Here is a 13984-nt window from a genome sequence, read left to right as displayed (position 1 = left end):
ACGAAATTTTTTCAATTTCGTAGACTTTTTATGACAAGTAAAATGTTAAAATGGAAAATTTAAGAAAAAACAGGCTTTTTTCGCTTAAACGGACGAAAAAAGCCTGCTTATATTCTTAATCCTGCCGGTTAATATACACCCAGCCGGTTTTGCTTTCACCGGTGGTATCCTCTATCATGTAAAAGTATGTACCTGTAGGAAGTTCTTTGCCACCGGCATCCTGGCCGTGCCATTCATTTACGTAAGTACCATAAGTAAACACTTCCATACCGTATCTGTTGAAAATTGATATTTTCTTCACATTCAATCCGGTAAGGTCAAAGTTCTCGTTCCACTGGTCCCCGTTCGGCGAAATGCCCCTTGGTATCAGGCAGGGGTTTTGCTCAATCATCACGCTTGCTGTAACCTGGCATCCCTCGGCAGTAGTCACTACAACAACATATTCCCCCGATACCGGAACCTCGATTTCTTTTCCGGTTGCCGTAAATCCGTCCGGACCTGTCCACGCATAGGTAGCTGTTTCCGGGTCAAACGTACCGTCTACAGCAACTACTTCTGCCATGTATTTATTGCCCTTACATCCCTGCGCAATATCGAAATCCGGGTCGATAACCTGGGCTGTAATGGTAAACTGCTTGGTTGCCCAACAGCCGTTAACCACATTGGCTATCCTTACATAAATGGTTTGCGGCGACACGGTATTTTCAAACAATGGCCCTATAGGCGAAACATTATCATTGGCATCGGCCTGTGTCAAATGGTAGCTGATGGTGTAGTCATCGGCATTCATCCCGTTGCGTATTATTTCAGTATTTCCACTAAAATCGAACTCTGCCGTACCAGTGGTGTTACAGATTACAATATTTTCAGGGTTGCCGGTAGTCGCAGCAACAGAATCGTAGAATTCGATAACCTTCGATTTCACCGCCACACAAGTCGAGCTGATGTACTGCGCCTGAATAGTATATTTACCCGGTTGGTCAACAGTAATCGCAGGAGTTGTTGCCCCAGGAATGGCCACATCGTTACGCAGCCATGTAATATTATAGAGTGCCGGATCCAATTCACTGTCGATGGTAAAGGTTTCGCCTTCGCAAAGGGCAGTGCCTGTTTCTACCAAAAGGTCATCGCCCAGGTCGATATACCCAATGTCGAACGGCCCTATGAATACCGCCGAATCCAGCAGCTCATCGTTCCTGTCGGCAATTACCAGTTTGATATGGTATACCGTATTCACCACCACATCCGACTGCGCCGTGAGCAGCACAGTCTGACCATTGTAATTGATATCGGCGCCCATAGCGTTGCCGCCCTGATTGTTCTGTCCATAATATTCGGGGTTAACCGGCTCGCAGTTGCCATTGGCACCATCCCTTATCGTAATTACAGATATTGGCGTGTTGCTGCCCGGCAGCACCGCAAGGTTGGTAGTAGTGCCTGTTTCGGTATTAGTGAGGAAAAAAGCAAACGCATCCGAGAAAGCGCACTGGTATTCGCCATACTCTTCCGAAGCAAAAATGAACGGGAAGCTGATGTGGCCTGTAAGCGGTACAAAGTCGAATTCCAACACCGTGGCATTGTTGTAATCTTCAAGGTCAGGGTCTATGCCCAGCCCCTGTATGTAGTTAAAGAGGTCGGTATCGCCGCTCCATGCCTCATTGCCGTCACTTAGCTCTGTGGTGTTCGGCCCGCGCGAACGGAAAGCCTTTCCTGTACTCAGCACAACCCCCTCTTTTATCGGGAAGCCTGAGCCATTATCCTTAAAGTAGGCAATACCGTTATCTGATTCAAAACCTTCTGTTACGCCTGTTTTCCATGTCAGGTTAGATACCTGCGCACAGGCAGTACTTACCACCACATCAGATACCAACTGGGGAACAGTATAAGTCGTTTCATCCGTAAATATAGGCTGTTCCGGCGTGGTAACACAAACCGTGAACGCCGATGTCTGACCCGGATTAGCAGTATAGCTGAAAATGCGAAGGGTATATTTCTGACCCGGAACCAGGTAGGCTGCATTGCTGCTGTTGGTCGTGCTGCAATATACAGGAGTAAGCGCGCCACAATCGTCTCCCTTATACAGGGCGTGCACCAAAACGGTCGTGCTGCCGGTAATATTGGTAATCGCAATATCGTGGTTAGTTGCCGTGGCGGTAAACGTGAACCATATATCGTCATCGGAAGTACCGTTGCAGATGTTCGCCTGGGCAGATGCCGTGGCCGAATAGATCGTACCTGTTACTGACTGGACACATTCCGTTCCGGCATTTACAGGGATCACAATAGCATTGGCACAATCGTCATTAACCGGTGGCGGTGGCGGTGTGGCCACACATATCTCAAAAGCAGTCGTCTGCCCCGGTGCAGCGGTAACGGTATATACCCTTACTTTATACACCTGCCCTATGGTAAGGCCGTTAGCAACGCTGCTGTTGTTATCGCTGCAATACAATTGTGTCAGCGCACCGCAATCGGAACCGGAATATACCACATGGAAAAGATCGGGAGCGGTGCCCGTTACATTGGACAGGCTTATGAGGTGCGATGCATTGGTAGCGGTAAACTCGAACCAAACATCATCATCCGCACTGCCGGTACAGGCATTTGGCTGCGGCGATGCGGTTGCCGAAATTATGGTGCCCGGAACTTTCTGGTTGCAGGCATCGGTTGGGTTTACCGGCACAACCGTGGCGGCAGTACATTCGTCATTTGGCGGTGGCGGCGGAAGCGTGCTTACACAAATATCGAAAGCCGTGTTTTGTCCGGTAGTTGCCGAAAAAGTATACACCCTTATCTTGTAGGTTTGCCCTACGGTAAGGTTCATTGCGGTACTGGTATTCGGGTCGCTGCAATACAATTGTGTCAGTGCGCCGCAGTTGTTGCCTTCATAAAGCACGTGGTACAGGTTGTTGGTGCTACCTGTTACATTATATAAAGAAATGGTGTGGACTGTGTTTGTGGCCGTAAACTCAAACCATACATCGTCGTCATCGCTGCCGTCACAGGTATTTGCCTCAGGCGAAGGTGTTGCCGAAGATACCGTTGCCGAAGCAAACGCGGTACATTGCAACGTTGGGTTCACGGTAAGCACAGTTGCATTTGCACACTCGTCATTGGCAGGCGGTGGCGGCGGCACCCCTATACAAATATTGAACGAAGATGTCTGCCCTCCGGTTCCGGTAAACGAATAAACCCTTACCTTGTATTTCTGCCCGATAATAAGACCATTGGCCACACTACTTTCGGGATTGCTACAATACAATTGTGTCAGGGAACCGCATATATCGCCCTGGTACACCACATGGAAAAGATCCGGTGTGCCGCCCGTTATATTGAGCAGCGATATGGTGTGCGATGTATTTGTTGCTGTAAATTCAAACCAAACATCGTCATCGTCATTGCCTGCACAGGTGTTCGGCTCCGGTGAGGCTGTTGCCAATGCAATAGTGCCCGGTGTAGTCAGGGTACAGGAATCATCCGTATTTACCGGCACCGTTACCGCATTAGCACAAGAGTCATTTACTGGCGGCAGCGGCGGTGATGCCACACAAATATCAAATGTCGTTGTTGGAGTACCCGATTTAGAATACACCCTTATTTTATATAACTGCCCGGGAGTAAGGCTTATGGCTGTGCTGTTGTTGGGGTCGCTGCAATAAAGGAGTGATAAGGCATTACAATCTCCCGAGTACACTGCATGCACCAAATCGGTGTCGTTCCCAACAATATTGTTAATGGTTATAATATGCTTTACGTTGGTGGCTGTAAATTCAAACCACACATCATCATCTGCTGTACCGATACAGGTATTGCCTTGCGGCGATGCGGTCGCTGCATTTAGGATTCCCGGCGATGTTGCTGTACAGGCATCGGTAGGGTTTACTGTCAATGGGGTTGCTGCAGTACATTCGTCATTGGCCGGAGGGGTAAATACTGTAGTAAAATTTATCGCTTCACTCCAGTCGCTCACCATGTCGGTGCCGCATACAGCACGTACCTGTACTTTGTATACTGTGGAATCATCCAGCCCATCTACTGTCACCGGTGGCGGGGTAGTAAAAGTTTGTCCTGTGCCCGTAAACGGCTGGCCTGCCTCAACAACTTCTACTTCCCATGTTGTTGCGCCGCTATTGTTGGTCCAGTTAACCTGTGCCGAATCAAGGGTTATGCTCCCAGCGGGTATTGTTATATCCACCGGCGGCATGCATCTTTTAATGACCTTAAAATCGTCTACCAGCCAGCGGTCGCCGTTGTTATTCTTCATTACAAGGGCTATGTAAACGGATTGCCCAAAATATTCGGCCGGAATGTCCACCACTTTTTCTGTGTAAACATTATATACCGGGTTTATTTCTGTCTCCGTCCAGGCTTGCAATAGCACATACTGGTCAAGGCTGCCCTGTATGGGCGATGTAGATATGCGTACTTCGTATATGTTAGCCTCTACCTGGGGTGTGGTAAGCCTCGAAAAAAAACGCACCTGCGCATTTTCCGGCATGGTAAACTGTGGCGTTGCCAGCCAGTCTTCTGCAATTCCCGAAGGCACGCTTTCCTTGTTCAGGTAGGCCGCATGGTTGCCGGCATGGGGAGGCTGCAATGCGCTTCCTGCCGCACTTTGTACCCAGTGTACCGAGGTACCAATTCCATTTTCATATATTCCCCAACCGCCCGGAGGCCCTGTGTTGGGTCCTGTTCCTGCCGTCCAGGGATCTTCAAACCCTTCGCTAAATTCCTGTGCATAGCAAGACACAGAAAGTAATAACATAAGGCATAATGTCGTAATAATTCTTTTCATGATTTTTTTTGATCTATTGTAATTAAACCTGGACAGGTTTGAAATATAAGTCTAACCGTTTGAATAATTTATATGCCGCTCCTCCGGAGCTCTGGTTCACTCCTATTCAATATTCCTATAAACATATCGCCCCGCCGGGGCTGCCACTCATGAGTCCCGGAGGGACGGAATATTTATAGTAAAAGTTAACGCAGCGTTTTGGAGCTCCGGAGGAGCGGCACGTAATTTAATCTACTTAGTAAACATCTAATTGCATTAAACTAAATTTCAAAACCTGTCAGATCTGTAAAATGATAGTTTGCAGCCCGTTGCCGGGCTGCAAACCAAAAAATGCGGGAAATTCCAGCTTCCCATTCCTAAAACACTACTTATTCTTTTACCAGTTTAGCCGAAGTAACTGCGCCTGAAGCTGTTTCTGCTTTTACCACATATACTCCCTTGCTCAGATGCGAAACACTAAAGGCTGGTTGCGCCGATTCAAGCACTTTTTGACCGGTGATGGTATAAACCGCTACATTTTTCACCTCTGATAACTGCGAGGTGTGTACGGTTACATAATCTGATGCCGGGTTTGGTGCCAGGATTACTTTATTGGCTGCAAGCGAAGGATCGTTAGTCCCTAATACCTCGATCGGGAAGCTGTAACGGATGACACCCATATCTATCGTACCTACATAGGCATTGATATTATCTCCAACAAAATTGAAATCCATGGCATATGATTGCAGGTAGTTCATCTCTGCCGGTGTAACGGTCATCCAGTTAGCGCCGTTAAAATACGTGATGTAAGCATCGGTAGTGTTCTCTCCATTATACACACCCACTGCCATTACACCATTATCAAGGTCAGAAAATTCTACTTTTCGTGCATCAACACCTTCAAGGGCTGTTGTCCAGTTAGCGCCGCCGTCAGCCGTAGCATAAACGCCATTGCTTGTTGCGATACCAAATCCATTCGCGTTAAGCGGGTTAGCCGAAAGATCAGCAATAATGCCACCACCATCAACTGTATAAAGCTCTGTCCAGTTAGCGCCATCGTCAACAGATTTGTATACTGTTCCATTCTTAGCAAGGATAAGCAGGTTCGGGTAGGCAAGTATTCCACCTATCGGGCCGTCTCCCGGAGTCATTACCGGTGTGCTCACTACTGCCCCAAGATCGGTAAGGTCAAGCTTGCTTAGAGAACCCATGCCCCACTCGTCCAGTACTACATAAACAATGTTATCATTTGCAGGGTCTACGGCAAGGCCTTTAAAGCCAGACACGCCCATCAGCATAGAACGGGTTGCGCCATGATCTGTGCTTACATAAAGGTTGCCTCCCAAAAAGCCTCCGCCTTCGGCCATGAATATCCTGCCTTCATTCAACGGGTCGGCAATAATGGTATTGGCCGATGGGCTGAATGTTGCCGGTGATTCTATATCGTATGCATCGGTAACATTCGTTGAATAGTCTTTATGAAGGCGGCCTCCCTGTGCACCATAATATAAATGCTCTGTAGTGCCAAACTTTACTGCCGATACGCTGTTCACCGTACAAAATGGTGCTTTCACCTGCGTGATGGTAGCGCCACCGTTTGTAGTCCTCATCGGGTACATGTTTGTAGTAAGGATAGCCTCCTTATCAAAAGGATTAAGCGTCAACGATAAGCCGTAGTAATATTCCTCTTCAGGATATGCTGTTAATTGCCATGTAGTACCGCCGTCCTCGGTAAAGGCGATCTCGTTCTCCTCAAGTACATAGATCACATCATCCAGGTAAGGATGGTATTTAATAACAATTATATTATTAAGCACCATATCCGTCCATGCTGCAGGCACAATGTTCCATGTTTCGCCACCGTCTATAGAGCGGTACAGGTTTTCAGGTGTGTCGAAATCAAACATATCTGTACCTACCATGATTTCCATCGGGTTTTGCGGATCAAAATCAATAGGGTTCAGCACAACCCCCGGAAGCTTCTCTGTCCAGGTTTCACCGGAGTCGGTCGAAATCAGGACACCGCCATCTACATCGCCAGGGCCATTGCCACGTGTCATAAATAATTTTGCCGGATTGTCAGGGCTAATGGCAACAGTTCCTATCGCCACATCATTATTCTCTGCAGAATTGTATACTTCTGTCCAATTCTCGCCTCCCGTAGTGGTGTAAAACGCTTTGTAACCGGTGTCAGTACTCACGTTGATCAGGATGGTAGAAGCTTCGCTGTCATAAATAGCGAAATTATTAATGCTCGGGTTTTGATCCGGTACCGGCAGTCCAAAAGAGCTCACGATTTCATTATCCTCTATATTTAAAATATAGATCCCGTCCTCTTCGGTGTACAGGTTGACGATCGAAAAGCAGAGGTTCTCATTGCCGGGAAGCATCTTCAGGTTGGTAAGCCTTGCCCCTGTATTCGGGTAAGCATACAGCAGGTCCCACGTTGTGCCGTTATCATAAGAAACAACGATGTGGTTATTCAGCGAAACAGCATAAAGTTTATTATGTACTTCCAGGTCATAAGTTATGCCTTCCAGCCTGCCGTAGTCATCTTTGGCCTCGTAGCTGAACTGGGCATGGCCGGTAAAGCCTGCCATGAGCAGCATGGCGAGAATTGTAATTCTTTTCATATAAATTGTTTTTTAAGTTGGTAAAAATTGACATTACAATTTTCACTAAAAACAATTACATAACAAAAATTTAAACAGGAAATAGTGTGACATAAAAACCTAAATAGCGTGATTACCCATCTTTAAATAGCTGATAAATAATCATATAAGGAAACATCTTCCGGAAGCTCCATTTTAGCAGCTATCCTTTCCTTCCTTTTGCGGCAGGCTTCGGCCGTAATGTTAAGCATAGATGAAATTTCCTTTGTGCTAAGGTTCATGTAAATGTAAGAGATGAACCGGATGTCATTTGCAGTAAGCGAAGGGTGCAGATTTTTGAGGCGGTTCAGGAAGCCGTGGTTTACTTCTTCAAAATGTGTGATGAAGCTGTCCCATTCATGGTCGGTCTTCAAATGGTCCTTTAAGGTTTTTATATGGCCGGATAATGACTTGTTGCCTGACAATGCCGGTATTTGCGAAAGCGATGCGATCACCTCCTCAATAAGCCCGTTCCTGCCGGAAAGGTACAATGCCTTTGCCGACAACTTCCTGTTGCGGGCCTCGATCTCATTCTTCAGTTTTTCCTGTTCCAGCAAAGCCTGGGTTTCTTTTTCACGGATCTGTTTTTCAAGCAGGAGGTTGTCGTTCTTTTCCTTTTCGAGTTCCAGCGCAATAACCCTCTCGTTCTGTTCGGCAATGAGCTTTTTCTGCCTCAGCTTTACCGACACGCTCCTCAATACAAGGATAATGATGGTCACCACAGCGATAATTACCGCTATTATATAATAGAACAGGTTCCTCTCGGCAGCGCTTTTCTCCTCATTGATGGCCAGCTGGTTCTTATAATCCTGTATCCGGAATCTTGCCTCGTTGCTGTTGAGCAGTATTTTATTCTTGGTTTCCTCCAGTTCTTCAATGGCCGATACTACCGAATCCTTATACTTCAGAGCCTCGGTATAATTACCGTTTTTTGTATAGGCCTGCGCCAATAAATCAAAAGCCGTTTTCCTGCTGTCAAGGTTGGGTTTTGTGTCCAGCAGCTTTTGCCCGCTTTCTATCGCTTTAGGATAATTGCCCTCCCGAAGGTAGCTTTTGGTGACAATGAGCAATAGCGAACTGCCCGTTTCGTTGAAATTAAGGTTGGGTGCGGTATTGTAAAGGTTAATCGCTTTTTCCCTTGCCTGGCGCGGGTTACCCTGCAGCAGGTCGTTGTCTGCCAGGCCAACTTGTGCGAGCATGTGCATTTGCGGGTCGGCTTTAAGGTAAGGGAACGATTCCAGGATATAGGCCCTGGCTTCCTTGGGATTGTTCATTTCATTGGCAAGGTTACCAAGGTTCATGGCATACATGCCTATCTTGAAGTTATCCTTATTCTCCCTTGCAATATCATAGGCTTTTTTGAAGTATTCGCGCGCCTTGTCATACTTCTTTTCCTTGGAATACAGAATGGCGATATTATTGAGTACCACCATTTCATGCTTGGGATCAAGTTCCTTTACGGCTATGTTATAGCTTTCCAGGTAATAATGCAGCGCCTCTCCGTACTCGAGTATTGTATAATAGTTGGCCCCTATATTGTTGGTCGCCAAAAACTGCTGCTTGTACCAGTGATTCTTTTCGGCAAGGTTGCGGGCCTCTGTCAGCAACTCGAGCGATTTCACGTGGTCTTTGTTCCACATGGCATCGATGCCTTTTTTTATAAGCTCATCGCAGTGTGCAATGGTATTCGCCATAGCCGGTACGCAAAAAAACAGGCATAGCAAGGCCATGAAGGCTGCTTTGCTGCGGGTATGTTTCTTATGCGTTATCACAATCGGCGCTTATTAGGGTATGCCAAATATAAGCATAACTATTTTATCCCATAAAAAAGGTTTCTAGCTACGAAAAGACCACAAAGGTTTTGAGGAACATACGTGTCTGCAAACATATGAATCTCTCTAAATGGAATTAACCAGTTTTCTACCGGGTTATTTATTTTTATATACCGCTCCTCCGGAGCTTAGGCAGATCCCGTCAGCATTTTCACTATAAATATTCCGTCCCTCCGGGACTCATTAGTTGCAGCCCCAGCGGGGCGATATGTTTATAGAAATATTGGACATGAGTGGGTTAGAACTCCGGAGGAGTGATATATAATTATCAGAACCCTCCCGAACACTCTTTCCAGATCTTTGGCTTGGATATATATCAAAAGACCCGACAGGTTTTTAAAAACCTGTCGGGTCTGGTGCGGACAAAACCCGCATTATTTTTATTTATAAAAATTATACTTTCTTACCCTGGGCCTCGAGGTTGCGTTCAATCTTATGGCCCGGCCTGCTCCATTTCGGCTTTTCGCCAAGCGATGCATATTGCGAGTCTTCTGCTTCCACCGTTTTTGGCTGTGATACCTTGGTGAATGGCTTTTGCGCCACCAATCCTAAGGTTTCAAACATTTTCATGTCGTCATTTACATCCGGGTTTGGCGTGGTAAGCAGCTTGTCTCCCGCGAAAATGGAATTGGCGCCTGCAAAAAAGCACATCGCCTGGCCTTCACGGCTCATCTGGGTGCGCCCTGCCGATAGCCTTACCTGCGTTTCGGGCATCACGATACGGGTAGTTGCTACCATGCGTATCATTTCCCATATCTCTACAGGCTTTTCATCTTCCATAGGCGTGCCTTCCACAGCTACCAGCGCATTGATCGGCACCGATTCCGGCTGTGGGTTCAATGAAGCTAAGGCAACCAGCATTCCTGCACGGTCCTCTATGCTTTCCCCCATCCCTATGATACCGCCGCTGCATACGGTAACGTTCGTTTTCCTAACGTTTTCTATGGTTTGCAGGCGGTCTTCAAAACCGCGTGTGGAAATCACTTCCTTATAATATTCTTCAGATGTATCTAAGTTGTGGTTGTAAGCATACAATCCTGCTTCGGCAAGGCGCTTGGCCTGGTTCTCGGTGATCATGCCCAGGGTGCAGCATACCTCCATATCAAGCTTGTTGATGGTACGTACCATTTCGAGCACCTGGTCAAACTCCGGCCCGTCTTTTACGTTACGCCACGCAGCCCCCATGCAAACGCGCGATGAGCCGCTCGACTTGGCGCGCAGTGCCTGTGCCTTTACCTGCTGTACACTCATGAGGTCGTTGCCTTCTACGCCTGTGTGGTAGCGGGCAGCCTGTGGGCAGTAGCCGCAGTCTTCGGGGCAGCCCCCTGTTTTTATAGACAGTAGTGTAGATACCTGCACCACATTCGGATCGTGGTTTACCCTGTGTACCGATGCCGCTTCAAACAGAAGGTCCATCATCGGTTTATTATATAGAGCTATTATCTCTTCTTTGGTCCAGTCGTGCCTTGTGTTCATAACGGATATTTAATAATGCTTCAAAAATAGCAAATTCCCGTTACCTACAGCACTATACTGTACAAAGATTAGTTGTGAACGTGGTTCACGTCGTCTACTTTGTTGATTTTCTCTACTTTATCTTTCCAGTATTGCATAAGCGCAAAGGAAACAATTACCGATGCTGCCGTACCTTCAACGCCAAGCGCAATACAAAAATCGTTAATGGATGGCTCACCGCCACCAAAAATGTAGCTTTTTGCAAAGGTATGCAGGTACGCGGCCCCGCCCCTGTATTCCACATAGGCCATGAAGGCGAATATCCCCACAACAAGGCTCACCATTGCTGTTAGTATACCTGAAATCAGGTTGGCAAAATAGCCGTCGATGTGGTCTTTATAGTTAGCGCTTATAGTGCGGTTTATACCATAAATAACAAAAATGAAGTTTACCAGCCTTAGATATACCTGGTCTTTCAGCCCGGCTGCCTCCATCAGAAGGAAGAACGCCGCGATGCATGCAAATATGATCAAACCGTTGATCAGAACTCTTGAGATTTTCATAACCCTTTATCTTTTGTGTTTATAATTCAGTTACCATGCTGCAATTCAAAAACTTACAAAAACAAGTGTTTTAAAGCCAATTTTGAAGATTATTTTGCCGCAGCGCTATTTATACCCGAATTTAGCCATAAAATAGCAGATACAAATGTGAATTAATAAAATTTTAATACTATAAGTATGATTAAATTAAAGGATTGTTAAATATCTTGAAAGTTTAATTATTAGTAGTTTTTACGCACGAATTGGCGAACTATACCGTCTCCTTTATGTCCTTGCGAGGAGCCTGCCTGCTGGCAAAGGCAGGGAACGACGAAGAATCTTTCTGCTTCTGTCGACAATGAAAGATCGCTTCGTGCTCGCGGTGACAGTGCGTGAGAAATGTGTGCTAAGAATTGGAAAATTATGTAACCTTGCCTATGGCAGGCATGTTCGTGAAACTGCTACCTTACAACATTCCCTGCCTCATCATACAGAATCACCCAGTCGCAGTGGAAAAAATAATCCCAACGGGCAGCAGCAAGGTCAACATTAGGATCAATAAGCCTTTTATAGGGGCTGCCGTTGATAGACACATTTGCGTCGGCATATACAGCTACATCTTTACCCTGCTTTGCAAAATCTTTCCTTATACGATGTGCCATCTGCCATATCATATCGGGCCGTGTTTCCATGCCGTTCTCCTGTTTGCGGGTCAGGTTCGTGTTAAAATTATAAAAAAGCCTGCCTCCCGTTTTTTTATCTATTATCCTGAAGTCGGTATTGCCGGTACGGGCGCGCAGCATCATGCGCCAGCTCAGGCGGTGGCCCTCCTCAGTCCATAATACATCGCCTTTAATAAGGTAATGCCTCAATGGAAGCAGCAGCTGTAGTACCAGATAAGGTATAAAAAAATAGTACAGCACCTTTTTACCTTCCTGATACCCTGAAATATCTTCTGTAACTTTTGGCTTTTTCCTCAAAAACAGCCTCCGCATCGTTTCAGGTGGGTAAAAGAACACCACAAAGCTGAGTGCAAAAAACGGGAAAATACCTATTTGTAGGGTGATCGCATTAAAAATATGGAAGATAACCGAAGCGATCAGCGCGATTGCCCTTGTTCTCCTGAACAACAGGAAGGGCACCACCAGCAGGTCGAACGCTATGCCTGCATACGCAATGAAAAGGTAAAACCATTTTTGCGACATTATAGTGCGTAAGGCGGGGCTTGTCACCGAATGGCTCAGCAGGTCGCGGGTAAAGGTGCCATCCAGCCAGCCGGGGTAAAATTTGGCCAGCGAGGCATAAAAATAGACGATGCTCACCTGCGCTATCATCACCCAGGCGCACCATACCGGCATAGTGAGCTTTTTTATCGAAGGGTTTTGCCGTGCGTCTATTGAGGCGTATCGGTTTGCCGGAAGAAACCACATTATAAGGCATACCAAGAGGAGCAGGTAGTAGTGGTTATTGTAGGAGGTTTTCTGCATGAAGTACGCCCCTGCCCAAAGGACCGTAAACAAGCCCAGCGTCCAGCGGTATTTGTACCCCGCCATTACCAGCAGCCCCAATGTGCCCATTGTGGCAAAGTACCAGTACATGCCATTGCCGGGCAGCGGCTGCAGCCAGTCCATGCCAATATGGGAAAAGGTAAATTTCGGGTCGATAAGGTTGCTTTTTACCCAGCCCGTAAGGATCGCGCCAAAGGTTTCGCACGCCAGCAGGAAGCCCAGGAAAATCCTGAATACGACCAACGGTGCGTTGTCTATTTGCCGGAAAAGGCGGTTCATGCCGGGTTATCTTTAAAATAAGCCAACGTTGCTTCCCTGTCTTTGTGGAGCTGTCCTTTCAGGGCATCTACCGACTCAAACTTCTGCTCGTCGCGCAGCCTGTAGTGCATGCTTACCCTGATCTCTTTATCATAGAGGTCTTTGTCCAGATTAAAGAAATGCACCTCGATAGAGCGTTCGGTACCGCCTACTGTTGGCCTTGTGCCAATGTTCATCATGCCGTGCTCTTCTTTTCCGTCGATAACTGCAGATGCTGCATATACGCCATTGGCAGGAATGAGCTTGTAGTCTTCTTTAATAGAAATATTAGCAGTAGGAAAGCCAATGGTGCGGCCCAGCTGTTTTCCTTTAGCCACAGTACCTGTCATAAAATAAGGATAGCCCAGGAAGGTATTGGCTGTGTCAATATCACCCACAGTAAGCGCGTTGCGTATCTTGGTGGAGCTTACCGATGTTTCATTAACTTCAAGAGCAGAGATCTTCTCTACCTCAAAGCCGTATTCGTTACCAAAGCGGATAAGGTCGTCTATATTGGCAGTACGATTGCGGCCAAAACGGTGGTCGTGCCCTATGATTATCTTAGAGATACTGAGCTTATCGACTAATATATCCTTTACAAATTCTTCGGCGGTAAGCCTTGAAAAAGCGAGGTCAAACGGATGAATAATGAGGTTGTCCAGCCCGTAATCCTCAAGCAGCTGCGCTTTTTCCTCAATAGTGCTCAGTAGCTTTATATCGCTGTTTTGCTGCAATACCATTCTCGGATGCGGGAAAAAGGTGAGCACCAAGCTTTCGCAGCCGGAAGCCCTGCTGCTTGTTATGAGCCTGTCCAGAATGCTTTTATGGCCTTTGTGAACCCCATCAAAAGTACCCAGGGTCACAATCGTTTTTGCAGGGGAACTGAATTCCTGTATTGAATTGAAAATTTTCAAACCGCAGTGTT

General features: G+C 46.7%; 7 protein-coding genes. All 7 read right to left on the bottom strand.

Features of this window, described 5'->3' with window-relative positions:
- Nucleotides 1–115: 115 nt before the first annotated feature.
- A complete protein-coding gene (locus tag HYN59_RS05695; RefSeq protein ID WP_108777349.1) occupies nt 116–4795 on the bottom strand; it encodes a choice-of-anchor L domain-containing protein in 4680 nt (1559 codons plus the stop codon).
- Nucleotides 4796–5163: 368 nt separating this feature from the next.
- Nucleotides 5164–7407, bottom strand: a complete 2244-nt coding sequence (locus HYN59_RS05690) for a T9SS type A sorting domain-containing protein (RefSeq protein ID WP_108777348.1) — start codon at nt 7405–7407, stop codon at nt 5164–5166.
- A 122-nt stretch (nt 7408–7529) separates the two neighbouring features.
- Complete coding sequence (locus HYN59_RS05685) at nt 7530–9155, bottom strand: tetratricopeptide repeat protein (RefSeq protein ID WP_146185866.1); 1626 nt, start codon at nt 9153–9155, stop codon at nt 7530–7532.
- 495 nt (nt 9156–9650) lie between these two features.
- Nucleotides 9651–10733, bottom strand: a complete 1083-nt coding sequence (gene bioB, locus HYN59_RS05680) for a biotin synthase BioB (protein WP_181369514.1) — start codon at nt 10731–10733, stop codon at nt 9651–9653.
- Between the two features lie 68 nt (nt 10734–10801).
- Entirely contained in the window at nt 10802–11275 is a 474-nt protein-coding gene (locus HYN59_RS05675) for a hypothetical protein (protein WP_146185865.1), read from the bottom strand.
- A gap of 440 nt (nt 11276–11715) precedes the next feature.
- Nucleotides 11716–13041: an HTTM domain-containing protein gene (locus tag HYN59_RS05670; RefSeq protein ID WP_108777344.1), complete on the bottom strand. Its 1326-nt coding sequence runs from the start codon at nt 13039–13041 to the stop codon at nt 11716–11718.
- The gene (locus HYN59_RS05665) at nt 13038–13973 is read right to left on the bottom strand and encodes a bifunctional riboflavin kinase/FAD synthetase (RefSeq protein WP_108777343.1); all 936 of its coding nucleotides are present in this window, start codon (nt 13971–13973) and stop codon (nt 13038–13040) included. The genes HYN59_RS05670 and HYN59_RS05665 overlap by 4 nt, the downstream gene beginning before the upstream one ends.
- Between the last annotated feature and the right edge of the window lie 11 nt (nt 13974–13984).

It is taken from the genome of Flavobacterium album, assembly GCF_003096035.1.
In the GTDB taxonomy this organism is placed as follows: Bacteria; Bacteroidota; Bacteroidia; order Flavobacteriales; family Flavobacteriaceae; genus Flavobacterium; species Flavobacterium album.
This window is presented reverse-complemented; position numbering and strand designations above follow the sequence as displayed.